This window comes from Pseudooceanicola algae (assembly GCF_003590145.2).
In the GTDB taxonomy this organism is placed as follows: Bacteria; Pseudomonadota; Alphaproteobacteria; order Rhodobacterales; family Rhodobacteraceae; genus Pseudooceanicola; species Pseudooceanicola algae.
This window is the reverse complement of the sequence record NZ_CP060436.1, coordinates 710,389-735,490: the sequence shown is the minus strand read 5'-3', so window position 1 is coordinate 735,490 and position 25,102 is coordinate 710,389. Positions and strand designations below refer to the sequence as shown.

The 25,102-nt window shown below is 64.3% G+C and carries 18 protein-coding genes and 1 tRNA gene; 5 read left to right on the top strand and 14 right to left on the bottom strand.

Translation table 11 applies throughout. The features are described from left to right. Positions 1-212: 212 nt before the first annotated feature. Positions 213-1,289: a recombinase RecA gene (gene recA, locus PSAL_RS03570; RefSeq protein ID WP_119839917.1), complete on the bottom strand. Its 1,077-nt coding sequence runs from the start codon at positions 1,287-1,289 to the stop codon at positions 213-215. Positions 1,290-1,490: 201 nt separating this feature from the next. On the opposite strand from recA, the gene PSAL_RS03565 reads away from it, so the two are divergent. Next, on the top strand, positions 1,491-2,081 hold the full coding sequence (locus PSAL_RS03565; RefSeq protein WP_119839916.1) for a gamma-glutamyl kinase: 591 nt from the start codon (positions 1,491-1,493) through the stop codon (positions 2,079-2,081). A 19-nt stretch (positions 2,082-2,100) separates the two neighbouring features. Here the strand turns inward: PSAL_RS03565 and PSAL_RS03560 are convergent, their stop codons facing one another. From PSAL_RS03560 to PSAL_RS03550, 3 genes are all read right to left on the bottom strand, one after another. After that, entirely contained in the window at positions 2,101-4,446 is a 2,346-nt protein-coding gene (locus PSAL_RS03560; RefSeq protein WP_408004198.1) for a hybrid sensor histidine kinase/response regulator, read from the bottom strand. A 172-nt stretch (positions 4,447-4,618) separates the two neighbouring features. Continuing rightward, positions 4,619-5,785 carry an RsmB/NOP family class I SAM-dependent RNA methyltransferase gene (locus PSAL_RS03555; RefSeq protein ID WP_119839915.1) on the bottom strand — a complete coding sequence of 389 codons (1,167 nt, stop codon included), beginning with the start codon at positions 5,783-5,785 and terminating at the stop codon, positions 4,619-4,621. Then, complete coding sequence (locus tag PSAL_RS03550) at positions 5,782-7,185, bottom strand: FAD-binding oxidoreductase (RefSeq protein ID WP_119839914.1); 1,404 nt, start codon at positions 7,183-7,185, stop codon at positions 5,782-5,784. The genes PSAL_RS03555 and PSAL_RS03550 overlap by 4 nt, the downstream gene beginning before the upstream one ends. A 652-nt stretch (positions 7,186-7,837) precedes the next feature. Between PSAL_RS03550 and PSAL_RS03545 the strand changes: the two genes are divergently transcribed. Continuing rightward, positions 7,838-8,770: a carbohydrate kinase family protein gene (locus PSAL_RS03545; protein WP_119840224.1), complete on the top strand. Its 933-nt coding sequence runs from the start codon at positions 7,838-7,840 to the stop codon at positions 8,768-8,770. 42 nt (positions 8,771-8,812) lie between these two features. Here the strand turns inward: PSAL_RS03545 and xylB are convergent, their stop codons facing one another. The 9 genes from xylB to guaB form a co-directional block, all read right to left on the bottom strand. Further along, positions 8,813-10,267 carry a xylulokinase gene (gene xylB / locus PSAL_RS03540; RefSeq protein WP_119839913.1) on the bottom strand — a complete coding sequence of 485 codons (1,455 nt, stop codon included), beginning with the start codon at positions 10,265-10,267 and terminating at the stop codon, positions 8,813-8,815. A gap of 2 nt (positions 10,268-10,269) precedes the next feature. Then, entirely contained in the window at positions 10,270-11,736 is a 1,467-nt protein-coding gene (locus tag PSAL_RS03535) for a mannitol dehydrogenase family protein (protein WP_119839912.1), read from the bottom strand. 89 nt (positions 11,737-11,825) lie between these two features. Further along, entirely contained in the window at positions 11,826-12,830 is a 1,005-nt protein-coding gene (locus tag PSAL_RS03530; protein WP_119839911.1) for an ABC transporter ATP-binding protein, read from the bottom strand. 10 nt (positions 12,831-12,840) lie between these two features. Continuing rightward, positions 12,841-13,671 (bottom strand): carbohydrate ABC transporter permease, encoded by an 831-nt coding sequence (locus PSAL_RS03525; RefSeq protein ID WP_119839910.1) that lies wholly within the window; start codon positions 13,669-13,671, stop codon positions 12,841-12,843. Between the two features lie 12 nt (positions 13,672-13,683). Beyond that, positions 13,684-14,556 carry a carbohydrate ABC transporter permease gene (locus tag PSAL_RS03520; RefSeq protein ID WP_119839909.1) on the bottom strand — a complete coding sequence of 291 codons (873 nt, stop codon included), beginning with the start codon at positions 14,554-14,556 and terminating at the stop codon, positions 13,684-13,686. 190 nt (positions 14,557-14,746) lie between these two features. Continuing rightward, positions 14,747-16,063: an ABC transporter substrate-binding protein gene (locus PSAL_RS03515; RefSeq protein ID WP_119839908.1), complete on the bottom strand. Its 1,317-nt coding sequence runs from the start codon at positions 16,061-16,063 to the stop codon at positions 14,747-14,749. 186 nt (positions 16,064-16,249) lie between these two features. Continuing rightward, the gene (locus PSAL_RS03510) at positions 16,250-17,209 is read right to left on the bottom strand and encodes a sugar-binding transcriptional regulator (protein ID WP_119839907.1); all 960 of its coding nucleotides are present in this window, start codon (positions 17,207-17,209) and stop codon (positions 16,250-16,252) included. 3 nt (positions 17,210-17,212) lie between these two features. Continuing rightward, positions 17,213-17,917 carry an HAD family hydrolase gene (locus tag PSAL_RS03505; protein WP_119839906.1) on the bottom strand — a complete coding sequence of 235 codons (705 nt, stop codon included), beginning with the start codon at positions 17,915-17,917 and terminating at the stop codon, positions 17,213-17,215. A gap of 1 nt (position 17,918) precedes the next feature. After that, positions 17,919-19,367 (bottom strand): IMP dehydrogenase, encoded by a 1,449-nt coding sequence (gene guaB / locus PSAL_RS03500; RefSeq protein WP_119839905.1) that lies wholly within the window; start codon positions 19,365-19,367, stop codon positions 17,919-17,921. 235 nt (positions 19,368-19,602) lie between these two features. On the opposite strand from guaB, the gene PSAL_RS03495 reads away from it, so the two are divergent. The 3 genes from PSAL_RS03495 to PSAL_RS03485 all read left to right on the top strand — a co-directional run bounded on the left by PSAL_RS03495 (position 19,603) and on the right by PSAL_RS03485 (position 23,109). Further along, positions 19,603-21,648, top strand: coding sequence for an ASKHA domain-containing protein (locus tag PSAL_RS03495; protein ID WP_119839904.1), 2,046 nt, complete (start codon positions 19,603-19,605; stop codon positions 21,646-21,648). Positions 21,649-21,869: 221 nt separating this feature from the next. Continuing rightward, positions 21,870-21,943 (top strand) — tRNA-Gly (locus PSAL_RS03490). A gap of 233 nt (positions 21,944-22,176) precedes the next feature. Further along, positions 22,177-23,109: an AbrB family transcriptional regulator gene (locus tag PSAL_RS03485; protein WP_231388599.1), complete on the top strand. Its 933-nt coding sequence runs from the start codon at positions 22,177-22,179 to the stop codon at positions 23,107-23,109. Between the two features lie 6 nt (positions 23,110-23,115). Here the strand turns inward: PSAL_RS03485 and PSAL_RS03480 are convergent, their stop codons facing one another. Further along, complete coding sequence (locus PSAL_RS03480) at positions 23,116-24,945, bottom strand: ABC-F family ATP-binding cassette domain-containing protein (RefSeq protein ID WP_119839902.1); 1,830 nt, start codon at positions 24,943-24,945, stop codon at positions 23,116-23,118. Positions 24,946-25,102: the final 157 nt, after the last annotated feature.

Sequence of the window (25,102 nt, the reverse complement as noted above, 5' to 3'; positions counted from 1 at the left end):
CTGTCCACCGCCGAGCGGCGAAAGCCACTGGAAAACCCGCGCCGGGCAAGGGGCTCTGCCCCCACGCGGCCCGCCGCCGGGGCGGCGCACCACGTCCCCCCGGAGTATTTTCGGCCAGATGAAAGAGCCGGCAGTGGCGCTGGCCCCTGCCCATGAAAAAAGGCGGCCTCCCGAAGGAAGCCGCCTTGTGTCTTTGCGAAGGGAAGAAGGCCTCAGCCTTCCATGACGTCGCCGTCGTCCGGCCGGTCCTTGCCGAAATCAAGGCCATGGGCGGCGCGGATCTTGTCCTCGACCTCGTAGGCGAGATCGGGGTTTTCCTTCATGAAGGTCTTGGCGTTCTCGCGCCCCTGCCCGATCCGTTCGTCGCTGTAGGAATACCAGGAGCCCGATTTCTCGATCACCCCGGCCTTGACGCCGAGATCGAGCAATTCGCCCATCTTCGAGATGCCTTCGCCGTACATGATGTCGAATTCCACCTGCTTGAAGGGCGGCGCGACCTTGTTCTTGACGACCTTCACGCGGGTGGCGTTACCGACGATTTCGTCGCGGTCCTTGATCGCGCCGATGCGGCGGATGTCGAGACGGACCGAGGAATAGAACTTCAGCGCATTGCCGCCCGTGGTGGTTTCGGGCGAGCCGAACATCACGCCGATCTTCATGCGGATCTGATTGATGAAGATCACGGTGCATTTGGTCCGCGAGATCGACCCCGTGAGCTTGCGCATCGCCTGGCTCATCAGACGGGCATGGACGCCGACCGAGCTGTCGCCCATGTCGCCTTCCAGTTCCGATTTCGGCGTCAGGGCCGCGACCGAATCGACCACGACCATCGAAACCGCACCAGAGCGCACCAGCGTGTCGACGATTTCGAGCGCCTGCTCACCGGTGTCGGGCTGCGAGATCAGCAGTTCCTCGAGGTCGACACCCAGCTTGCGCGCATATTGCGGGTCAAGCGCATGTTCCGCGTCGACGAAGGCGCAAACCCCGCCCTTCTTCTGTTCCTCGGCCACGCAATGCAGCGTCAGCGTGGTCTTGCCCGAGCTTTCCGGGCCGTAGATCTCGACGATGCGGCCCTTCGGGACGCCGCCGATACCAAGCGCGATGTCCAGACCGAGCGAGCCGGTCGAGGTGGCCTCGATTTCCTGGATGGCATCCTTGCCGCCCAGCTTCATGATCGAACCCTTGCCGAATTGGCGTTCGATCTGTGCAAGGGCGCTGTCGAGCGCCTTCTGCTTGTTGGGGTCTTTTTTGCCATCCATGGAAAGTAGATCTGCCGTTGCCGTTGCCATTGTCTGCTTCCTTATCTCACACCCCGGATGGGGCGGCAATCACTGCCGGTGTTCGCCTCTTGTTCACCCCTATATGAGATCAAAAAGGGAACATATCAATAGAATTCTTCTTTCTCGACTGTCCGGCAGGTTGGTTAAGGAGTGGTTGACGCCTGACCGAAGCCCGGTAAATTGTGCGGGGCCGCGGCGAAAGGATTGCAAATGCTGGTGTTTTCCAAGGCGCGCATGGTCTTGCTGTCGGTCCCCAAGACCGGCACCACCGCCTACGAGGCCGCCCTCGCCCCCCACGCCGCTTTGGTGATATCCGACCCGCCGGAGCTGAAGCACGCGCCGGTCTTTCGCTACAACCGCCATTTTCGCCCGATGATCGAGAAATTCATTGGCGAACCGATGGATATTGTCGCGGTCATGCGCGAGCCGGTCTCCTGGCTGGGCAGCTGGTACAGGTTCCGCCAGCGGCCTGGAATGGAAGGGCGCGCCAACGCGACCCACCACGTCAGTTTCGACGAATTCGTCGATGCCTATTGCCGGGGCGACCGACCGGGATTTGCCAATGTGGGCAATCAGGCAAAGTTTCTGGAACCCACCCGCAACGGCACCGCTGTCACCCGGCTGTTCCGCTACGAGGATCCGGCAAAGTTCGATGCCTTCCTGTCGGATCGCCTGGGGCTTGGGCTGGAAACGCAGCGCCTGAACGTCTCTCCCAGCATGCAACTGGACCTGGCGGCCCGGACCGAGGCCAAGTTGCGCCGCAAGTTTGCCGAGGATTTCGCGCTCTACGATTCTCTCTAGGCGGCGGTCCCGGCCGGGTTTACTGCATTTGGCGCCAGACGGTTTCGGTCAGTTCCGCCAGCGAGAAGGGCTTGGGCAGGAAGACCGAATTGGGGATCTTGGCGCTGTTGTCGGTAAAGCTGTCCTCGGCATAGCCCGAGACAAAGACGACGCGGGTGTCGGGGTGGAACTCCAGCGCCTTGCGCACCCAGGTCGGACCGTCCATGCCGGGCATGACCACATCGGTGACAAAGACGTCGATCTTCATCTTGCTGCTGCGCAGGGTCGCCAGCGCCTCTTCCGCGTTCTCGGCTTCAAGCACGGTATAGCCCTTCAGACGCAGCGCGCGCGAGGCGAAGGCGCGCACCGGGGCCTCGTCCTCGACCAGCAGGACAACGCCGTCGCCGCGTGCATCAGGGGTCGCGGCAGGCTTGGGCGCGGCAATCTCTGGCACTGGCGCCTCGTCCTTCTGGACCGGGAACAGCAGACTGAAGCAGGTGCCTTCGCCCGGCGCGCTTTCGACAAAGATGAAACCGCCCGATTGCTTGACGATCCCGTAGGCGGTGGACAGGCCAAGGCCGGTCCCCTCGCCCACGCGCTTGGTCGTGAAGAAGGGTTCGAAGACCTTCTGCAACTTGTCGGGCGCGATGCCGACGCCGGTGTCGGAGACCTTGACCTGAACGTAATCCCCCGGCGCGACCTTGGCACGGTCGCGTTGCATTTCCTCGGTCAGGTGCAGGGTTTCAGTGGCAATGCGGATTTCTCCGCCCGCAGGCAGCGCATCGCGGGCGTTGACGACAAGGTTCATCAGCACCTGTTCCAACTGGCGCTTGTCGGCGCGGATCTTGGGCAGCTGCGTGTCGTGGGTAAGATTGAGCGTCACCTTTTCGCCGACCAGCCGGTTCAGCAGATGGGTCAGGTCCGACAGCGTGTTGCGCAGGTCGATGGTTTCGGGCCGCAGGGTCTGTTTTCGGGAAAAGGCCAGTAGCTGACCGACCAGGGCGGCGGCACGATTGGCGTTTTGGTTGATCTGCACCAGGTCACCATAGTCGGGATCGCCATGGTCGTGACGCAACAGCAGCAGATCACAATGCCCGGTGATCGCAGTCAGCAGGTTGTTGAAATCATGCGCCACCCCGCCGGCCAGCTGGCCGATGGCCTGCATCTTCTGGCTTTGGACGAATTGCGCTTCCAGGGTCTTCAGCTCGGTTGCGTCGCTCATCACCGCAATCAACGCCTTGCGTCCCTCAAAGCGGATCTGGCGCACGGTGACTTGCACATAGACATCGCGTTCGACCCGCGACAGGCGCAGGAATTCGGAATGCGGCTTGGCCGTGGGGTCCGGCGTGCCGGCGGCGACCTCGGCCAGCCAGCCGGAAATCGACCGGCCCAGCCCTTCCATCAGGGTCGACAGGTCGCGGTCCGGTTCGCCGTCCAGTTCAAGCAGTTGGCGGGCGGCGGCATTGGCCAATTCGATCTCGCCCTCCGTGGACAGGCGCAGGATCGGGACCGGCAGATCATCGGCGCGGGACCAGATGTCGTCAGCCCCGCTCGCCGCCTGCGCTGCCGTGCCGGGGTCATCGTCCTCCAACGGCAACAACAGCATTTCGCGCCGCCCGCCCGCGCCCGAAATCACCGCCAGACGCCGGGGAAGCACCCCGTCCGGGGTCTGGACATCAACCACCGCGCCATTGGCGGATTCGGGCTGCGCAAAGAAGTCCTGCAGCCGCCGCGGCCGCCCTCCGGCCAGACGCCGTGCCGCCGCGTTCATGTAAAGGATCGCATGGCCCCGTCCAACCGAGATCAAGGGCAGCTGCGCCTCGGCATCTTCGCCGTCATCGGCGCAGGCAAATTCCTCGAACCGCCAAAGCAGATGGCCGCCGTCCAGGGATTGCACCGTCAGGCTCAGCTTGCCCGTCAGGGTATCGACCACCTCGCGTGCGGCCCCCGAAACCTGCGATGCGATCGTCAGGCGCCGGACCACGCAGGGCGCCTGACCATTGCCCAGCTTGCCGGTCAGGGCAAAGGCGATGGCCTGCCCCGGCTCGGCGTCCAGCGCGGTCTCGGCGGCGGGATTGCAGTAGCTCAGCACGCCGTTCAGCCCGGTGACCAGCGCCGGGCCGGGATCGTTGACCAGCAGGGCGCTCAGGAAATCGTCTTCCAGGGCCTCGTAACCGCCGCTGCGCGGCGCTGTGGCCCGCAGCAACAGAAGTCCCGCACCAAGGGTCAGCCCGCTAAGCAGAAGCGCCATCCCGAAGACCCCGCTGGGGACAACCGCCGCCAGCGCCAGAAAGCTGATGCAGAACAGCAAAAGCGTATGGGTCCGCTCCCCGAACCGCTTGCGCGCCAGGGCCAGATAGCCGAATTCCGTCGTTGCTCCCGTCACCCGTCCCTCCGCCACAACATGCTTCCATGGCATAATATGGTGGTCGCCGGATTAACCAAACATTAACAAGACCTGTCAAATCGTTCGCTTCAACCCAAGGCAGAATGATACACATCAAGCCTTCGCAATAAGGGCGGAACTTCGCCGAATCTGACGCTTTTCGGCGTCGAAATCAAATGCGCCGTAGCAGCGCCAGGTAAAAGCCATCGCCCCCGTCAAGCGGCGTCCAGCGATGGTCCGCCTGCACCTGCCAGCCGGGATTTCCGGCGATGAAGGCATCAATCCTGTCACGATTTTCTTCCGCCAACAGCGAACAGGTCGCATAGGCCAGCAGCCCATCGGGGGCTACAAGGTCTGCGACATCAGACAGGATCTGGCCCTGAATGTTCTGCAGATCATCCAGCCGATCCGCGGTCAGACGCCATTTCCCCTCGGGTGCGCGCCGCCAGGATCCGCTGCCCGAACAGGGCACATCGCAGAGCACGACATCGAAAGGCGCCAGTCCCGGCAGGTCACTTCCGTCAACCAGCGTGACCGGCACCCCGGCCCGCTCGGCCCGGACCGGCAGGTCCTGCATCCGCTCTGGGGTGGCGTCATGGGCAAACAGGTCAAGCTGCGCGCGCGCGGCAAGGGCCAGCGTCTTTCCGCCCCCCCCGGCGCAGTAATCCAGCAGGCGCTGGCCGTCCTTCAGGGGAATCGTCGCGCAGACCGCCTGACTGGCCGCGTCCTGCATCTCAAAAACGCCGTCCGCAAAGGCGCGGGTGCCGGTCAGCCGCCGTGCGCCTTCGCTGACCTCGATCGCAGAGGGCGCCAGCGGGCCGGGTGCGGCGGTTATCCCTTCCTCGGCCAGCATCGCGATCACCGCGGCGCTGTCATGGCGAGACAGGTTGGCGCGGATCTGCACCGGGGCGCGATGGCGCAGGCATTCCGCGACCGCTTCGGCCTGATCCCCGAGAGACTGCGTGACCAGGGGCCAGATCCAATCCGGCATATCTCCGGCCTCGGCCCCAGGAGCGGGTGCGGCACCGGCGGTCTCTTCGGCCTCGGTCAGCGGGGCGGGGCAATGGCCTTCGCCGGTGAACAGTGTCGCGGGGTCGGTGCCTTCGGCACGCAGCAGGCCGATCGTCAGCCCCCGCCCGGTCATCGCGCCACCAAGGGCTGCGTAGGATCGCATGCAACGCAGCGCGTCAAACACGTGATCGCGCACCGCGGCGCGGTCCTTGGACCCGGCATAACGGGATTTGCGCGCCCAGCCGGTCAGCGCCTTTTCGGCCGCTGTCCCTTCGAGAACCGCATCGAGGATTTCGGCCGCCATGGCCAGACGTGCACCGGGGGTCATGCGAGGTCTCCGAACAATTTACCGGGGTTGAGGATGTTGCGCGGATCCAGCGCCGCCTTGACCGCCCGCATTACCGCAAGCGAAGCGCCGGCTTCATCCGCGAGGGAGGTGATCTTGCCCTGCCCGATGCCATGTTCCCCGGTGCAGGTGCCGCCAACCGCCTGCGCGCGACGGCTGATCCCCTTCAGGAAATCCGCAACCTGAGCCGCCTCATCCATGTCTTCGGGATCTGTCATCAGCACCACGTGGAAGTTTCCATCCCCCACGTGGCCAAGGATCGTGCCAGTCAGGCCCCTTGCATCCAGATCTGCACGGGCCTCGGCGATGCTTTCCGCCAGTTTCGAGATCGGCACGCAGGCGTCGCTGACCAAACCCTTGCAGCCGGGACGCAGGGCCAGCGCGGCCCAATAACTGTCGTGCCGCGCCTGCCACAGTTTGTTGCGGGCCTCACGCGCAGCGGTCCATTCGATCGACAGCGCGCCTTCTTCCTCGGCGATCTCGGTAAAGATCCGCGCCGTGTCGCGGGCCGAGGCATCGGTGCCCCCGCATTCGAAGAACAGCGTCGGCACCTCTGGCAATGTCAGGCCGGAATAGGCGTTGCAGGCGCGGATCTGCACCGGGTCGAGCAATTCCACCCGCCCGATGTCCAGCCCGATCTGCACCATGATGATGACAGCCGCACAGGCGCTTTGCAGATCAGGGAATCCGGCGACACCGCCAATCGTTTCCTCGGGGATGCCGCGCAGGCGCAGGGTGATTTCGGTGATGATTCCAAGCGTCGCTTCGCTGCCGATCATCAGGCGCGTCAGGTCATAACCAGCCGCGCTCTTGACCGCGCGGGTGCCGGTGCGGATGATCGTGCCATCCGCCATCACGACCTCCAGCGCCAGGACGTTCTCGGCCATGGTGCCGTAGCGCACCGCATTGGTGCCCGAGGCCCGCGTGGCGCACATGCCACCGATGCTGGCATCCGCGCCGGGATCAATGGGGAATTGCAGACCGGTATGGCGCAACTCCTCGTTAAGGCGCTTGCGGGTCAGGCCGGGGCCGACCACGGCAATCAGGTCTTCGGCAAGAACCTCGCGCAGACTGTCCATCCGGCTCATGTCGACCGAGACACCGCCAAGGGGCGCATTCAACTGCCCTTCCAGCGACGACCCGGCGCCGAAGGGGATCAGCGGCACGCCCTGTTCCCAGCAGGTCCGCGCAATCAGCGAGACCTCTTGCGTGGTCTCGGGCCAGACCACCATATCGGGGGCCTGCGTGCCGCGCCCGGTGGCCGTATTGGCGTGTTGTTCGCAGAAACTGGTGCCGCTTTGCAGCCGATCCCCGAAGTGTTCGGCCAGGGTCCCCCGGACCGCGTCGACCGCCGTGGCGGCAGGTTTCAACGAAAGGTCCATGATAGCCTCCGGGCGCTGCTTGAAAGAGGCTCTTGCCCTACTCCTCCTGCCGTCGTGGCGCAAGGGACAGGCCAAGTGAGCCCGGCAGCGTCCAACCGGAAACTCCGCATGGGGCGCGGGATATCCACTGCCATGCGGAGGCCAAATTCAAAAAAGTGTTACTTAACCGTTAGATGAGAGCGGTCTGCGGATCACCGCTGCCCGAATCGCACAGGTTTGAAATTTCACCACAGGAATGGCCACTAAATTATTGATTTCATTTCATCTTATTGGATTACGCCACAGAGCCACCGCTGCCGACATGGTCGCCCCGATTTCGACCGCAAGTGATAACCCAACGGAAGCCACCCAAATCAAGCCCGGACCCGCTTGGTGACGGCCATATCCATCAACAGACTTATCCACAATCTTACCCTTGGTCATCTGGGGATATCTCTCCACCCGACCTGCCGCCGGTGCCGGAAAAAATCCCGGACCGCCCGGGGCGTGACCGGCTGGCAACAGCCTGCCGATACAGAAGAAAACCCGAGGGGTCCCGACGTCTCAGGCTCGACTTCGGTGGCGGGATTGTCTACTTAGTGGCGATCCGGAACAGGCAATGGCGGCCCGGAAACTGCCGGGTCCCTGGACCTTTCCCGAAAGGACGAAAAACGTGCTCATTTGCTGCGGCGAAGCCCTGATCGACATGATCCCGGCACCCACTGTCGAGGGACCCAATGGCTTTGTTCCCCATGATGGCGGGGCGATATTCAACACCGCCATCGCCCTCGGGCGGCTGGGTCGCCCCTGCTCGATGGTCTCCGGAATCTCGAACGATCTTTTCGGGGCGCAACTGGTCAAGGGGCTGACCGCCTCGGGTGTCGAAACCGATCTGCTGATGCGCTCGGACCAGCCCACGACCCTGGCTTTCGTGACCCTAGTCGAGGGCAAGGCCAGTTACCTGTTCTATGACGAGGCCAGCGCCGGGCGGATGATCGCGCCGAAGGACCTGCCCGACCTGCCGGCCGAAGCCGAAGCGCTTTACTTCGGCGGTATCAGCCTGGCTTCCGAGCCGGGTGCAGACACCTATGCCGCGCTTTGTGCCCGCGAAGCCGGGTCGCGTGTGGTAATGATCGACCCGAATATCCGCCCCAGCTTCATCCAGGACGAAGACCGTTATCGCGCACGTCTGGAAAAGATGATGGCCCTGGCCGACATCGTAAAGATCTCGGACGAGGACCTGTCCTGGCTGCGCCCCGATGCGACCTCGATGGACGAAGCGGCCTTCGGGCTGTGCCGCGCCGGGGCCGGCGTGGTCATCCTGACCCGTGGCAGCGAAGGGGCTTCGGCCTATTACGACATGACGCGCAGCCTGCATGTGGCCGCCCGCAAGGCCGAGGTCGCCGATACGGTTGGTGCAGGCGATACCTTCAACGCCGGTGTGCTGTGTTCGCTGTCGGAAAACGGTCTGCTGACCAAAGAGGCCCTGCGCGAGATCAGTTCCGAGGACCTGTGCGAGGCGCTGGATTTCGGCGCCCGTGTTGCGGCGGTGACCGTCTCGCGGGCCGGGGCGAACCCGCCCTGGCGGCATGAACTGACTGAATAAGACAGATCGCGCGTCCCGGATTGCATCCGGGGCGCGGGCGCTCTACTGGATTTCACGGATCGCCGGATAGGCGGCGCGGAACCGGTCGTAGCCGGCATTGAACTGTTCGGTCAGGGCGCGGTTCGGCGGGACCTCATGAGCGATCTCGGGCCGGGTCAACAGGTCTTCGGGGGCAGCGCCGGTGGCGGCGATCTGACCCAGCCGGGCCGCACCAAGGGCCGCGCCGAATTCGCCCCGCGCCGGCAGAAGCATGGGCATATCCAGCACCGTCGCCATCAGTTCCACCCAGTATTCCGAAGCCGAGCCGCCACCGATCATCAGAAGGGCCTCGGGGCGTGCGCCGACGGCCTTCATAGCCTGTGCCGTGTCACGCAGCCCGTAGGCCACGCCTTCCATCACCGCGCGGGTCAGATCCGCCGTATCGGTCGCGCTGGCAAGGCCGGTGAACGCGCCGCGAATGGCCGCGTCGTTATACGGTGTGCGCTCGCCCGCCAGATACGGCAGGAACCGGGTCTGGCCCGGCCCCCTCAGATCGCCCAGATCCGCGCTCAGCTCTGCCGGACGACGCCCGGTGATCCGACCCAGCCAGTTCAGGCTGTCGGTCGCGGAAAGCATCACGCCCATCTGGTACCAGCGCCCCGGCACCGCGTGGCAGAAGGTATGCAGCGCGCTGTCCGCATCCGGGTGATACCCATCCCGCGCCGCCAGCAGAACCCCCGAAGTGCCGAGCGAAACAAAGCCCTGACCTTCGGACAGGCAGCCTGTCCCGCAGGCCGCGGCGGCATTGTCGCCCGCGCCGCCCGCGATCGTAACCGGGCCAGCGATGCCCCAGGCCGCCGCAAGCTCGGCCCGCAGGATCCCGCCCGCCTCGCAGCCCTCGACAAGCCGGGGCATCTGATCGCGACGCATGTGGCCCGCCGCCAGCAGATCGTCCGACCAATCACGCGCGCCCGTATCCAGCCAACTGGTGCCGGCGGCATCCGACATATCGGCAACCGTCTCTCCGGTCAGATGAAAATTCAGGTAAGCTGCCGGCAGCAAGACCTTGGCAATGCGGGAGAAACTCTCGGGCTCATGAAGGCGCACCCAATCGAGCTTGGGCGCGGTGAAGCCGGGAAATACGATATTGCCCGACAGGTCGCGGACCCCGTCCAGCGCGTCAAGACGTGCGGCCTCGGCATGGCTTCGGGTGTCGTTCCACAGGATGCAGGGCCGGATCACGGCACCCGAAGCGTCCAGCAACGTGGCGCCATGCATATGCCCCGCCGTGCCGATCCCGGCCAGCGCCGACAGCGCGGCCGGGTGGCTGGCCTTCAGCGCCGCCATGACCTGATCCAGCGCCGCAATCCATTGGGCCGGATCCTGTTCGGACCAGCCGGGATAAGGCTGGCTGACGCTGCAGGCGGCCTCGGCCGCGCCGATCACGCCGCCCCCGGCGTCGATCAAAAGGGCCCTCAGCCCCGAAGTCCCAAGGTCGAGGCCCAGATATGTCGTCATTGCTACCCTTCCAGATAGGTCCGGAGCGCGGAGGCCGTACCCTCCGCCCAGATCGCGTCAAGCCATGTGGCAAAGGCTGCGGCAAAGCCCGCATCCGCCCCCACGGCCCCGTAGATTTCCCGCTGTGCAAGCCACAGCGCGGGCGTGTCGCGCGCAGCAATCGCCGTCGCGTTCAGCCGGTCCCAGGCGGGGTCGTTGGGCGCGATCTCCGTACCATCCTCGAGCGTCCCGGCGCAATAGCGGCACCAGAGCGCCGAAAGCAGCGCCAGCCCGGAGACCGAGGTCCCCGCCGCCAGCCCGTCACGGATCGAGGGCAGAATGAACTTTGGCTGCCGGTTCGACCCGTCCAGGCAAAGCCGCCGCGTCGTGTCTTCGACAGCCGGATTGGAAAAGCGCCCGTCGATCAGTTCAAGATAGGCCTCGGGGGTGAATTCGGGCACCGGGTCGACATGGGGCAGGATCTCTTCCTGTTCGACCTTGCGGAAGAAGGCATGAACCAGCGGATGGGCCATGGCGTCATGGGCCAGCACGCAACCAAGCAGCGCGCCGGGATAGGCGATCACCGCATGGCCGCCGTTCAGGATGCGGATCTTCATCCGCTCGTAGCTGTGCACGTCGTCGGTGAAGGTAACGCCGACCTTTTCCAATGCGGGACGGCCAAGCGGGAACTTGTCCTCCAGCACCCATTGCCGGAAGGGTTCGCAGGTCACCGGCACCGGATCGTCGATGCCGCATTGCGCCGCGATGGCGCGTTCGCGGTCGCCGGTGGCCGGGGTGATGCGGTCGACCATGCCGTTGGGGAAGGCCACCTGCCCTTCGATCCACGCGGCCAGATCCAGGTCGATCATCCGGGCGAAGCCGATGACCGTATCGCGGGTGACGTCGCCATTGCCCGGAAGGTTGTCGCAGGACATCACGGTAAAGGGCGGCGTACCGGCGGCGCGGCGGGCCTTGAGTGCGGCGATGATGGCACCAAAGACCGTATGGGGCGCATCGGGCCGCGCCAGATCCGAGATGATGTCGGGGTGTGACGCATCAAAGGTCCCGGTTTCCGCAGAAACGAAATAGCCGCCCTCGGTCACGGTCAGCGCCACGATCCGCGTCGCCGGGTCGGTCATCTTGGCGATCAGCGGGCCATTGCCCTCGGTCACGGGAATGAAATCCATCATGGAGCCCACGACCCGCGCCTGGGTGGTGTCGGGTCCAAGTTCGATCACCGTGGAAAGGTAATCCTGCGCCCCGAGGGCCGCGCGCATTCCGGCATCCGGGGCGCGCACACCGGCACCGGTGATCGCCCAATCCAGGTCGAGCCCCTTGTTGAACAGATCATCCAGGTACACCGCCTGATGGGCGCGGTGGAAATTGCCGAGACCCACATGCACGATCCCGTGACTCAGGGCGCTGCGGTCGTAAGCGGGCAAATCGATTTCGGGGCGCAGCCCGGCGAGCTGCGACATCGCAAGCTTCATGTTAAGCCTCCGTCAAGAATTCAGGCGCCACCAGGGACAGCCGGGCGGCGATATGGTCGGGGCCAGCACGATCGTACCGGCCCCGGGGATCAGGCGATCCGCAGCCCCGCCTCGTCGAAGCGATGCAGCTTGTCCGCTTCCGGCGTCAGATAGATCGTGTCGCCATGGCGCAGCGGCATTTCCCCACTGGCGCGCACGGTCAGGGTTTCCGCAAGCCCGGTGTCATGCACGTGGAAGAAGGTGTCCGAGCCAAGGTGTTCGCTGACCCCGACACGCCCTTGCCACAGACCGGATTCGGACGAGCTGACGATATGTTCGGGACGAATCCCGATGGCTTGGGCGTCATGCTTTGCCGCCTCGGGCCCGTCGATCAGGTTCATCTTGGGGCTGCCGATAAAGCCGGCGACGAACCGGTTGCGCGGCGTGTGGTACAGTTCCAGCGGGCTGCCGACCTGTTCGATCCGACCGGCATTCAGCACCACGATCTTGTCGGCCATGGTCATCGCCTCGACCTGATCGTGGGTCACGTAGACCATGGTGGTTTCCAGCGTGTTGTGCAGCTCGGAGATCTCGAGCCGCATGTTCACCCGCAGCGCCGCGTCGAGGTTCGACAGCGGTTCGTCGAACAGGAAGGCCGCCGGTTCCCGCACGATGGCGCGCCCGATCGCGACCCGCTGACGCTGACCACCCGACAGCTGGCCCGGCTTGCGGTCCAGATAATCGGTCAGGTTCAGCACCCCGGCAGCGTAATCGACCCGCTTGTCGCGTTCCGCCGGGCTCATCCCCGCCATCTTGAGCGGGAAGGCGATGTTCTTGCGCACCGACATATGCGGATAAAGCGCATAGCTCTGGAACACCATCGCCAGCTTGCGCTTGGCGGGGGGCAGATCGGTGGCGTCCTCGCGGTCGATGCGGATCTGCCCCGAGGACACGTCTTCGAGCCCCGCGATCAGTCGCAACAGCGTGGACTTGCCACAGCCCGAGGGGCCGACGAAGACCACGAATTCGCCATCATCGATGGTCAGATCCAGTGGCGGGATGACTTCTACGGCGCCGAAGCTTTTCGTCACCTGGTCAAGGGTAATACGTCCCATTGTCTTTTCCTTACTTCACGGCGCCGAAGGTGAGACCGCGCACCAGTTGTTTCTGACTGAACCAGCCCATGATGAGGATTGGCGCGATGGCCATGGTCGAGGCCGCCGACAGCTTGGCGTAGAACAGCCCTTCGGGGCTGGAATAGCTGGCGATGAAGGCCGTCAGGGGCGCCGCCTTGGCGGCCGTCAGGTTCAGCGTCCAGAAGGCCTCGTTCCAGGCCAGGATGATGTTCAGCAGCAGGGTCGAGGCAATGCCGGGCACCGCCATCGGCAGCAGAACATAGATGACCTCGTTGCGCAGGTTGGCCCCGTCCATCCGCGCCGCTTCCAGGATGTCACCGGGAATTTCGCGGAAATAGGTATAGAGCATCCAGATGATGATCGGCAGGTTGATCAGCGTCAGCACGATGATCAGGCCCAGCTTGGTGTCCAGCAGTCCCATGTTGCGGAACAGCAGGTAGATCGGCACCAGGACGCCCACGGGGGGCAGCATCTTTGTGGACAGCATCCACATCAGCAGGTCCTTGGTCCGCTTGCCCGGCACGAAGGCCATGGCCCAGGCCGCCGGCACCGCGATCACCAGCCCCAGCACCGTGGAGCCGACCGAGATCACGACGGAATTCCAGAAGTGGCGGAAGTAGTTGGACCGTTCCTGCACGGTAAAGTAGTTTTCCAGCGTCCAGTGGAAGTTGAACCAGATCGGCGGATCTGCGATCGCCACGGCTTCGGTCTTGAAGCTGGTCAGCACCGTCCAGAGGATCGGAAAGAAGATCAGCAGACCGATGACCCAGGCCACAAGGGTATTGACCGCCTTGCGTTGATTGGTGATTGCGCGTGCCATGTTTCCCGCTCCTCAGGTGTCGAGATTCTTGCCGATCATCCGCATCAGGAAGATCGCGACGATATTGGCCAGAACGATGGCCACGACACCCCCGGCAGAGCCGGTGCCCACGTCAAAGCGCAGCAGGCTTTCGGCATAGACGAGGTAGGTGAGATTGGTCGATGCATTGCCCGGACCGCCGTTCGTGGTCACAAGGATTTCGGCAAAGACCGACAGCAGAAAGATGGTCTGGATCAGGATCACCACCGTCACCGCCCGGCTGAGGTGCGGCAGGGTGATGTGGATGAACCGGCTGAAGGCCCCCGCGCCGTCCATCTCGGCGGCTTCAAGCTGTTCCTGGTCAAGGCTCTGCATCGCCGTCAGCAGGATCAACGTGGCAAAGGGCAGCCATTGCCAGGACACGATGCCGATGATCGACAGCAGCGGCGCCTGCGCCAGAAAGTCGAAGGGCTGCAACCCAAGGAAATTCGCCAAGTGCGCGAACAGCCCGTTGACCGGGTTCATGAACATGTTCTTCCAGACCAGCGCCGAAACCGTGGGCATGACGAAGAAGGGCGCGATCACCAGGATGCGCACGATCCCCTGCCCCCACATCGGCTGATCCAGCAGCATTCCCAGAAGGATGCCCCCGATCACCGTGATGATCAGCACGCCGCCGACCAGCAGAAGCGTGTTCACCAGCGCGGTCATGAAGGCCGGGTCGGTCAGGAAGTACTGGTAGTTCTCCCACCCGACGAAGGGATTGCTGCCCGGCATCAGCAGGTTGTACCGCAGGGTCGAGAAATAAAGCGTCATTCCCAGCGGGATGATCATCCACGCCAGAAGAAGAATTACCGAGGGCGAGATCATCAATCTTGCCGCGGCGCGCGCGTGCTGTGTCGCCATTTTCCGGCCCCTTGCCTGCGTCGTTTCATTAGAGGGGACCGAGGAGGGAGGAGGATCGCTTCCTCGGCCCCGGGCGGGTGGCCCGGAAGATCGACCGCAGGGCCATGGCCCTGCCGATCATCGTGAACTCCGGCCGCAGCCGCCCTGTGAAGGAAACCGGGCGAAACCAGTTCGCCCGGATCAGTAGAAATCAGTCCTGGTAGCCGGACCGTTTCATTTCGCGCGTGGTCAGCGCCTGGGCATTCGCCAGGGCCTCATCTGCGCTGATCTGCCCGGCCAGTGCGGCCGCGAACTGTTGCCCGACGGCGGTCCCGATGCCCTGGAATTCAGGGATGGCGACGAACTGGACCCCCACATAGGGCACAGGATCGACGGTCGGGTTCTGCGGATCTGCGGCATTGATCGATTCAAGCGTCATCTGCGCGAAGGGCGCCGCATCCAGGTAGTCCTGGTTTTCGTAGAGCGAGCTGCGGGTGCCCGGCGGCACGTTCGCCCAGCCTTCGTTTTCGGCAACCAGGGCGGTGTAGTCCTGGCTGGTGGCCCAGGCGACGAATGCCTTGGCCGCATCGACCTTTTCAGAGCCTGCCGGGATCGCCAGGTTCCAGGCCCAGAGCCAGTTGCCGCGCTTGCCCAGCCCCTTGTCGGGGGCCAGCGCAAAGCCGACCTGATCGGCCACGGTGCTGTCGGTCGGGTTGGTCACGAAGCTGGCCGCGACCGTGGCGTCGATCCACATGCCGCATTTGCCCTGCTGGAACAGCGCCAGGTTCTCGTTGAACCCGTTGGAGGATGAACCGGGAGGACCATAGTTGGTCATCAGGTCCAGGTAGTCGGTCAGCGTGGCTTTCCATTCCGGCGTGTCGAACTGGGCGTTCCAGTCCATGTCGAACCAGCGCGCGCCATAGGAATTGGCCATGGCGCTGAGGAAGGCCATGTTTTCGCCCCAGCCCGCCTTGCCGCGCAGGCAGATGCCGAAGACGCCGGCGTCCTTGTCGGTCATCGCGGCTGCAGCTTCGCGGATCTGGTCCCAGGTCGGGGCATCGGGCATTTCCAGCCCGGCGGCTTCGATCAGGTCCTTGCGGTACATGACCATGGAGCTTTCGCCGTAGAAGGGCGCGGCGTAAAGCGTGCCGTCGGTGGTCAGACCGGCCGAGATCGCGGGCAGGATGTCATCCGCGTCATAGCCTTCGGGCATGCCGTCCAGCGGCACCAGCCAGTCCTGCGCGGACCAGATCGGAACCTCGTAGGTGCCGATGGTCATCACGTCGAACTGTCCGCCCTTGGTGGCGACATCCTGGGTGACGCGCTGACGCAGAACGTTTTCTTCCAGCGTGACCCATTCAAGCTCGATATCGGGGTGGGCGTCGGTAAAGGCGCTTGCCAGACCCTGCATGCGGATCATGTCGCCGTTGTTCACCGTGGCAATGGTGATCGTCTCTGCCGAGGCGCCGGTGGCGACAAGCGCAGAAGCCGCGCAGGCCAGCAAGCGGCCGCGTGTCGTGAAAGTCATGTATCTTCCTCCCTAGCTCTACCGTGCCCCGCCGCCAGCCTGATCCGAAATCAGCGCCATGAGCAATTGCCCGGTTGATGAGCTATTTCCCACACAAAGACATGCCTTCTGTCAAGAAGCTTTTCCGCCGCGTTGCAGAATGTCATGGTTGTACTGCGGGTGACCCGATTTGCCCCAAAGGGGCTGTCAAGCGTCCAGAAGTTGCTGGGCGCTGACTTCGTCGGTGATCAGTGCGCTTATCAGCCCGCCATGAACAGCGGCCTTCAAGGCCTTGATCTTGCTACGACCGCCCGCGATGCAAATCGTGTTCACGCCTTCGCTGCGCACCCGGACGCCGACCAGCATTCCGTTGACGTGGTGCTCAAGGTAACGACCCTGCTCGTCAAAGACATGGCCGCAGATTTCCCCCGCCGCGCCGGCAGCGCGCAGGCTGGCGAGTTCCTCGGCGGTGATGAATCCGTCCATGAAAAGAGGCGCATCGTCCCCCATCTGCCCGATCCCGACGATCACCGTACCGGCGGTTTCAGCCAGGGCACGGCTACTTCGCACATGCGGCAGGGACCGGTAGAGAGAAAGTTCATCCGAATCGCGTGCCATGACCGGAACGGACATCGGAAAATGGGTCGCGCCGGTGCAATCGGCGAATCGCATCACCACTTCGTAGAAGCTGGCAGAGCCGTCCGGGGCGACGTTTCCGATCAGCGACACCACCTTGTGATGGCTGCCCTCGACCGATTGCATGTTCTCGACCACGGCGCGCAGGGTCCGACCGGTGCCAAGGCCGATGACGGCCGGATCAGGTGCGCGGAAGATCCTTTCGATCTCGGCGGCGGCAACGGGGGTCAGCGCCTTCAGCGCATCGCCCTGCCCGCCAAGGCTGGGCGCCACGCGGGCCAGCTTCAGACCGAAGCGGCGGACCAGCTGGCGTTCAAGGTCCAGACAGGCGCCGATGGGGTGGTCGATGCGCACCCGGATCAGCCCGTCCTGCATGGCCCGGGCCACCAGCCGCTGTGCCCTCTGACGAGAAATCCCCATCTCTTCGGCGATCCGATCCTGGCGCAATCCGCCGACGTAATACAGCCATGCAGCCCGTGCCGCGTCGTCTTTCAGCGCCCTGTCGCCATCTTCCGCGTTGCCGTTCGACATGCTCTATTCGCCTTCCGGGAAAAGTCCGGGCGCAAGATGGGGCAATTCATCGAAATGTGTAAAGTGCCTTTGTGGCGCGACGGACAGTTCTCCGCTCAGGTCGAGACCGACAAGATGGCTGCCGCCACGAAAATGCCAGACCTCCATCCCCGCCGCCAAAGCGCCGCGAATGCCCGGCAGGCTGTCTTCGATCACGAGGCAGCGCGCCGGATCGGTGCCGTGCTTCTGCGCCGCGCGCAGGAACAGATCCGGCGCCGGCTTGCCCCGTGACACTTCGGAAGCAGTGGTAAACCGATCCCCGAAAATATCCCGCAAACCAACCAGTTGCATGGAGGTCTTAACACGTTCCTGGCTGGAAGACGTCGCGATACAGAAAGGCACCGCCAGCCGTTCCAGCACCGCCATGACACCCGGAATGATCTTCAGATCGGCGGCAAAGGCGTCCAGCAGGCGGGCGCGATAAGCGGCCTCGAACCCCTTGGGCAGGTCGATGCCGAACTCGGCCCGGATCTGGGCCAGCACCACGGGGTAAGACCGCCCCAGAAAATGCCGCGCGATATAGGGAAGGTCGACATGGATGTCGTAAAGGGCCAGTTCAGCCACCAGCATCCGGGCGCTGATCACCTCGCTGTCGACAAGAACACCGTCGAAATCGAAGATGACCAGCTCTACCCCGGCGCTGCCGCCGGGGGTCGGTTTCGGGATCATCTCAGCCGATCCTGTAGTTCGGGCTTTCGCGGGTGATCTGCACGTCATGCACGTGGCTTTCGCTTAGCCCCGCGCCGGTGATCTTCACGAAATCGCAGTTCTTGCGCATCTCGTCCACCGTGGCGCAGCCGGTATAGCCCATGGCGGCCCTCAGGCCCCCGACCAACTGGTGCACGACCGCGGCGGCCGTCCCCTTGTAGGGCACCTGGCCTTCGATGCCTTCCGGCACCAGCTTGTCGCTGGCGGCATCCTTCTGGAAATAGCGATCTGCCGAGCCGCGCGCCATGGCGCCAAGGCTGCCCATGCCACGATAGCTCTTGAAGCTGCGGCCCTGGTACAGGATGACCTCGCCCGGGCTTTCGTCGGTGCCCGCGATCATCGAGCCGACCATGGCGCAGGAGGCCCCCGCCGCGATCGCCTTGGCGAAATCACCCGAGAACTTGATGCCGCCATCCGCGATCACCGGCACGTCGCCGGCCGCCTTGGCGCAATCCATGATCGCAGTCAGTTGCGGCACGCCGACGCCCGCCACCATCCGCGTCGTGCAGATGGAGCCCGGGCCGATACCGACCTTGACGCCATCCGCGCCCGCGTCGATCAGCGCCCGCGTGGCGGCGCCGGTGGCGACATTGCCCGCCAGAATCTGGACGTCGCCGGACAGTTTCTTGACCCGTTCGACCGCTCGGGCGACCCCTTCGGAATGCCCATGCGCCGTGTCGATCACGATCAGGTCGCAGCCCGCGTCGATCAGGGCTTCGCTGCGTTCGAAACCAGCGTCGCCGACCGTGGTGGCCGCGGCCACCCGCAAGCGGCCCAGATGGTCCTTGCAGGCCGTCGGGTTCAGCACCGCCTGTTCGGTATCCTTCAGCGTCAAGAGGCCCGTCAGCCTGCCGCTGGCATCCGTCACCAGCAGCTTTTCGATACGGCGCGCCTTCATCAGGGAAATCGCCTCGTCCCGGTCCGCAGGTTCATGCAGGATTGCAAGGTCGTCCGAGCGCATCATCGTGGAAACCGGGGTGCGTTCATCGCTGGCGAACCGCATGTCGCGGTTGGTGACGATGCCCAGGACCCGGCCCTGTTCGTCGACCACCGGGAAGCCCGAGATCTTGTATTGCTCGCGCAGCGCATTGGCGTCGGCCAGGGTCTGATCGGGGCGCAGGGTGATCGGGTTGTAGACGATCCCGCTTTCGAACCGCTTCACACGGCGGACCTCGGCGGCCTGCTGTTCGACCGTCAGGTTGCGGTGGACCACGCCCATCCCGCCGGCCTGGGCCATGCAGATCGCCATGCGCGCTTCGGTCACGGTATCCATGGCCGAGCTGAGCAGCGGTATGTTGAGGGAAATTGCCTGCGTGACCTTCGTCCGCGTGTCCGCCGTGGATGGCAGGACCGAGGAAGCGGCCGGAACAAGCAACACGTCATCGAAGGTAAGTGCCTCGCGAATCTCCATCGGGGATCTCCATGGGTCATTTCACTTGGCGCTTCCCTATTTCACGGATGCGACCAAGGGGAAAGGCGAAAAACGGGGGGTGCCTGCGCTCTGTGCAGCCGCGCAGATGGGCAGCTTTCGCGGGGACAAAGTTCGCCATATCAAATGCGATCCGATCCCCATGGACCCCCGAGCGCTCTGCCCTTCCCCTCTGTGTCCAGCCGTCCTAAGTTGCCGGTTGAAAGAGAGGCTTCACATGAGCGAACAGGATCCGCTGGTCATCTTCACCCCGTCGGGCAAGCGGGGGCGCTTTCCGACCGGTACGCCGGTGCTGCAGGCGGCACGCAGCCTTGGGGTCGACCTTGATTCGGTCTGTGGCGGGCGGGGTATCTGCTCCAAGTGCCAGATCACGCCTTCCTATGGTGAATTCTCCAAGCACGGGGTGGTGGTGCAGGATGATGCGCTGTCGGACTGGAACGCAGTCGAACAGCGTTACGAGGACAAGCGCGGGCTGAAGCCGGGCCGCCGCCTTGGCTGTCAGGCACAGGTGATGCGCGACGTGGTGGTCGACGTGCCGCCCGAAAGCCAGGTGCACAAGCAGGTGATCCGCAAACGCGCCGACGTGCGCCCCATGGTCATGGATGCCGCCACGCGCCTCTATCTTGTCGAGGTCGAAGAACCCGACATGCACGAACCCACCGGCGATTTCGAACGCCTCGCCCGCGCGCTCGAGACGCAATGGGGGGTCACCGGCGTCACCGCGGACCTCAGCCTGATGGCGCGCCTGCAACCGGTGCTGCGCAAGGGCAAATGGCAGGTGTCGGTGGCCGTCTTCCACGACCACACCGGCGCCCCGCCCCGCGTGATCGAGGTCTGGCCGGGTCTGCATGAAGGCGGGCTGTTCGGCCTGGCCATCGACCTTGGCTCGACCACGATCGCGGCGCATCTGACCGACCTCGCAGACGGCACGGTCAAGGCCGCCTCCGGTCTGATGAACCCGCAGATCCGCTTTGGCGAAGACCTGATGAGCCGGGTCTCCTACGTGATGATGAATCCCGGCGGCGACCGCGAAATGACTCGGGTCGTGCGCGAGGCCCTGTCCGATCTTGCCCGCACCCTGGCCGAGGAAGCCGGCATCGCGCCCGAGTTGATCGTCGAGGCCGTGGTGGTCTGCAACCCGGTGATGCACCACCTGTTCCTCGGCATCGACCCGGTCGAGCTGGGCCAGGCGCCCTTTGCGCTTGCGACCTCGTCCTCCCTGTCGCTCCCGGCGTCGGAGCTTGAGATTTCCACGATCAACCCCCGCGCCCGCGCCTATATACTGCCCTGTATCGCCGGCCACGTCGGGGCCGATGCGGCCGCTGTCGCGCTTTCCGAAGCCCCGGAACGCTCCGAAGATCTCGTGCTGATCATCGACGTGGGCACCAATGCCGAAATCCTGCTGGGCGATACCTCCCGCGTGCTGGCCTGTTCTTCGCCCACCGGACCGGCCTTTGAAGGCGCGCAGATATCCTCGGGCCAGCGCGCGGCCCCCGGTGCCATCGAAAAGGTCGAAATCGACCCCTTGACGAAAGAACCCCGCTTCCGCGTCATCGGCAGCGACCTCTGGTCCGACGAAGACGGGTTTTCCGCTGAAACCGCCGCCTCCGGGATCACCGGCATCTGCGGCTCCGGCATCATCGAGGCGGTGGCGGAAATGCGCATGGCCGGAATCCTCGACGGCTCGGGCCTGATCGGCTCGGCGGAACAGGTCGGCACGCCGCGCTGCCGCGCCGAAGGGCGCACCCATTCCTACGTCCTGTTCGATGGCAGCGCCGAGGGCGGCCCGTTGGTGACAGTGACCCAAGGGGATATCCGCGCAATCCAGCTTGCCAAGTCCGCCCTTTACGCCGGGGCCCGTCTGCTGATGGACGAACGCGGAGTCAACAAGGTGGATCGCATCGTGCTTGCCGGGGCCTTCGGTGCGCATATCTCGAGCAAGCACGCGATGGTGCTGGGCATGATCCCCGACGCGCCCCTCGAAAAGGTCAGCTCGGCAGGAAACGCCGCCGGCACCGGCGCGCGGATTGCTCTGTGCAACATCGCTGCCCGTGCCGCGATCGAGGCCAATGTGCGCAAGATCACCAAGATCGAAACCGCCATCGCCCCCGCTTTCCAGGAACACTTCGTCGCCGCCAATGCCCTGCCCCATGCAACCGATCCTTTCCCCGAACTATGCCGGATCGTCACTCTGCCCAAGGTCAGCTTCAATGCGGGCGGCGGCGACAGCGGACGCGAAAGACGCCGCCGGCGCCGCGGCTAAGACGGAGTCGGGGGACGCTGTCCCCCTTGGCCTGTGGCCAATCCCCCTGGAGTATTTCTGGCCAGATGAAAGAGCCCCGCTCCCTGTCATCTGGCCGGAAATACTCTGGGGGAGCCGCGTTAAACGCGGCGGGGGCAAAGCCCCCTCAACCCTGTATGAGGCATCGAAGCGATTGAGGGCTTGACGCTCTGGCGCGGTTGAAATAGCTCATCCGACACGCGGCGGGTATGATGTAATGGTAGCCTGTCAGCTTCCCAAGCTGAACGCGCGGGTTCGATTCCCGCTACCCGCTCCAGATCCCCTGTCCGGATCAAGACGGCCCGGCTTGTGGCATCTTCCCCAAAGCAGGACCGTTCGCATATCCGGCAAGAACCGGCCGCGAATGCTTTGAAGAGTTTCATAAAGTCCCTCCCTCTTGCTCTCGGCCTCTGTCTGGTCGGGTTTCTCGGAGGGACGGTCGCGCATTCCCTGCACACGCCCCTGCCCTATATGCTCGGCTCGCTGTTCTTCGTCGCATTGGGGACCGCAGTGTTTCCCAGGCTACTGCCGGAGAATTATCGGTTTCCCGAGGTTTTCCGGTCGGTTTTCATCGCCACCATCGGAGCAACCATCGGGGCGAAGATCACCTGGGACGTGGTGCAGAACCTGCCTCAGGTCGCGCTGTCGATGCTGGCGCTGACTGCCTTCGTCCCCCTGAGCCAATTGATGAACTTCCAGATCTTCCACCGCATCGGAGGATATGACAGGCCGACCGCCTTCTATGCCGGCGCACCCGGCGGGTTGGTCGAAGCCATCGTCGCGGGAGAAAGCGCCGGCGCGGATGTCCAGGTGCTTGCAGTGCAGCAATTCCTGCGGATCATCGCCGTCATAACCCTGCTGCCAGTGGGGATGTCGCTGGTCTATGGCCATCCGGTAGGCTCTTCCGCCGGAATGTCGCTGAACCGTTCGGCCGTCGGAATCACGCATATCCCCGAAGTGATCGGCGCTGCGCTGCTAGGTCTGGTGATCTTTCGCCGCCTCCATGTGCCCGCCGCGCAACTGATCGGTCCGTTGATCTGTGCCGCCGTCCTGACGCTGAGCGGCCTTGCGGTGATCGAGGCGCCGCAATGGCTGATCAGCGGCTGCCAGATCGTCATCGGCACCTCGCTCGGCACGCGGTTTGCCGGAATGAACCTGCGCCGACTGGTCAAGGCCACCTGGCTCAGCCTGTTGTCGGTCGGGGCGATGATCGCCGTCGGACTCGCCATGGCGCTGGCCATTCACCCACTGACGGGTCAGGCGCTGGATGTCCTGCTGATTTCCTTCTCACCCGGAGGCGTGACGGAAATGGCGCTGGTCGCGCTCAGCCTGAACGCCAACCCGGCGGTCGTCACGCTGCACCATCTTTACCGCATCATCCTGACCGTTGTGATGCTGGGCTTCGTGGGCAGGCGTGACTGGTTGACGACGCCCCGGCCGTAGCCGACTTCAACCGCCGTCGCGTTCGGCGAGTTCCATCCATTCCTCTTCGGCGGCCGCAAGGGCCTGCTGGCGTTCAGCCAAAGCCTCGGTGCCCTTGGCGAACTTCACCGGCTCCTTTTGGTAAAGATCAGGCTGCGCGAGGAACCCTTCGAGCTTGGCGATCTCGGCCTCGAAACGAGCCATGACCTCGGGCAGTGCCTCCAGCCGGTGCTTTTCGGTGAAGGACAGGCCCGGGACATTTGCCGTCCCGCCCCCCTTGCCCGATTTCCCCCCCTTGCCGGGCGTCGCCTTGGCCGCATTCTCGGCCTCCTTCGCCGCCGAGGCAACCGCGCCGCGTTGTGCGCGGTAATCGCTCCAACCGCCGGCATAAACCACGGCCTGCCCATCACCTTCCATCGCCACTGTGGTCGTGGCCACCCGGTCAAGGAAGTCGCGGTCGTGGCTGACCAGCAGCACGGTACCTTCGTAATCGTCCAGCAGCTCCTGAAGCAGGTCCAGTGTCTCGACGTCGAGATCATTGGTCGGTTCGTCCAGCACCAGAATGTTGGATTCCCGGGCCATCAGCTTGGCAAGCAGCAGCCGCGCCTTCTCCCCCCCTGACAGGGATTTCACCGGCGCGCGGGCCTGGCCTTCGTCAAAGAGGAAATCCTTGAGGTAGGCGACCACATGCTTGGGCGTGCCCCGCACCATGACCTGATCAGCAGCGCCGGAGACACGCATCTCCTTGTCTCCCGTCAGGCTTTCCCAAAGGGTCATCTTGGGGTCCAGCGCGGCGCGGCTCTGATCAAAGATCGCCGGCACCAGATTGGAGCCGAGCTTTACCGTTCCGGCATCCGGGGCGAGGTCGCCCATCAACATGCGGATCAGGGTGGTCTTTCCGACACCGTTGGGGCCGACGAAAGCCACCCGATCGCCGCGGTTTACCTTGAGGTCCAGCCCCCGGACGATCTGCTTGCCGCCGAATTCCTTTTCGAGCCCCTCGGCCTCGATCACCTTGCGACCCGATTGGGGCCCCGAATCAAACGCCATGGCCGCCGTCCCCTGGCGCCGGATCTGACCCGAGCGTTCCTCGCGCAGGCCCTGCAAGGCGCGAACCCGGCCCTGGTTGCGTTTGCGTCGCGCGGAAATCCCTTCGACAGCCCACCGGGCCTCGGCCTTGATCTTGCGATCCAGCTTGTGGCGGGCGATGTCCTCGTCTTCCCAGATCTTGTCCCGCCAGGCCTCGAAATTCTCAAAGCCCAATTCCTGGCGTCGCACCTGACCACGGTCGATCCAAAGGGTCGCGCGGGTCAGTGCCCGCAAAAAGGCACGGTCGTGCGAGATCAGGACATAGGCCGTGCGGGTCTGGGACAGTTCCGCCTCCAGCCAGGCGATGGCCTCGATATCCAGGTGGTTGGTTGGTTCGTCCAGAAGCATCAGTTCCGGCGCCTCTGCCATCAGCTTGGCAAGAGCCGCCCGCCGCCGCTCCCCGCCCGAGGCAGTCTCGACAGGACGATCAGGGTCGAATTTCAGCCCCTCGCCCGCGATCTCGACCTTGTATTGCTCGGATATATCAAGGTTGGACATGGCGAAATCACCGAGGGTCGCAAAGCCCGACATGTCCGGCTCCTGCTCCATGTAACCGACCGAAGTGCCGGGGGCGCAGACGACATCGCCGCGATCCGCCTCGACCAGGCCGGCCATGACCTTCATGAGGGTTGATTTGCCCGACCCGTTGCGGCCCACCAGCGCGACGCGGTCGCCCTGCTGAACGGTCAGGGAAAGCCCGTCGAAGACTGGGTCTCCGCCGAAGGTGAGAGAGATGCCCGAAAGCTGAAGAAGGGGTGCTTGTGCCATGGCGCGCAGCTAATCAGGCCGCAAGGCGGCGTCAAGCCGGGGAATGGGAGCTCTGCCCCCGCCGGAGGCACCTGCCCTGCCCTTAATCGCAGTGACTAGTCGGCACTCGGCTTGGCAGTAGCGGAGCCTTTGCGATAGGAAAAGCCCCATCCCTGCC

What these genes read in the sequence shown, in the direction of transcription:
- recA (WP_119839917.1), bottom strand. Translation starts at nt 1,289, where the DNA reads ATGGCAACGGCAACGGCAGATCTACTTTCCATGGATGGCAAAAAAGAC.
- PSAL_RS03565 (WP_119839916.1), top strand. Translation starts at nt 1,491, where the DNA reads ATGCTGGTGTTTTCCAAGGCGCGCATGGTCTTGCTGTCGGTCCCCAAG.
- PSAL_RS03555 (WP_119839915.1), bottom strand. Translation starts at nt 5,785, where the DNA reads ATGACCCCCGGTGCACGTCTGGCCATGGCGGCCGAAATCCTCGATGCG.
- PSAL_RS03550 (WP_119839914.1), bottom strand. Translation starts at nt 7,185, where the DNA reads ATGGACCTTTCGTTGAAACCTGCCGCCACGGCGGTCGACGCGGTCCGG.
- xylB (WP_119839913.1), bottom strand. Translation starts at nt 10,267, where the DNA reads ATGACGACATATCTGGGCCTCGACCTTGGGACTTCGGGGCTGAGGGCC.
- PSAL_RS03535 (WP_119839912.1), bottom strand. Translation starts at nt 11,736, where the DNA reads ATGAAGCTTGCGATGTCGCAGCTCGCCGGGCTGCGCCCCGAAATCGAT.
- PSAL_RS03530 (WP_119839911.1), bottom strand. Translation starts at nt 12,830, where the DNA reads ATGGGACGTATTACCCTTGACCAGGTGACGAAAAGCTTCGGCGCCGTA.
- PSAL_RS03525 (WP_119839910.1), bottom strand. Translation starts at nt 13,671, where the DNA reads ATGGCACGCGCAATCACCAATCAACGCAAGGCGGTCAATACCCTTGTG.
- PSAL_RS03520 (WP_119839909.1), bottom strand. Translation starts at nt 14,556, where the DNA reads ATGGCGACACAGCACGCGCGCGCCGCGGCAAGATTGATGATCTCGCCC.
- PSAL_RS03515 (WP_119839908.1), bottom strand. Translation starts at nt 16,063, where the DNA reads ATGACTTTCACGACACGCGGCCGCTTGCTGGCCTGCGCGGCTTCTGCG.
- PSAL_RS03510 (WP_119839907.1), bottom strand. Translation starts at nt 17,209, where the DNA reads ATGTCGAACGGCAACGCGGAAGATGGCGACAGGGCGCTGAAAGACGAC.
- PSAL_RS03505 (WP_119839906.1), bottom strand. Translation starts at nt 17,917, where the DNA reads ATGATCCCGAAACCGACCCCCGGCGGCAGCGCCGGGGTAGAGCTGGTC.
- guaB (WP_119839905.1), bottom strand. Translation starts at nt 19,367, where the DNA reads ATGGAGATTCGCGAGGCACTTACCTTCGATGACGTGTTGCTTGTTCCG.
- PSAL_RS03495 (WP_119839904.1), top strand. Translation starts at nt 19,603, where the DNA reads ATGAGCGAACAGGATCCGCTGGTCATCTTCACCCCGTCGGGCAAGCGG.
- PSAL_RS03480 (WP_119839902.1), bottom strand. Translation starts at nt 24,945, where the DNA reads ATGGCACAAGCACCCCTTCTTCAGCTTTCGGGCATCTCTCTCACCTTC.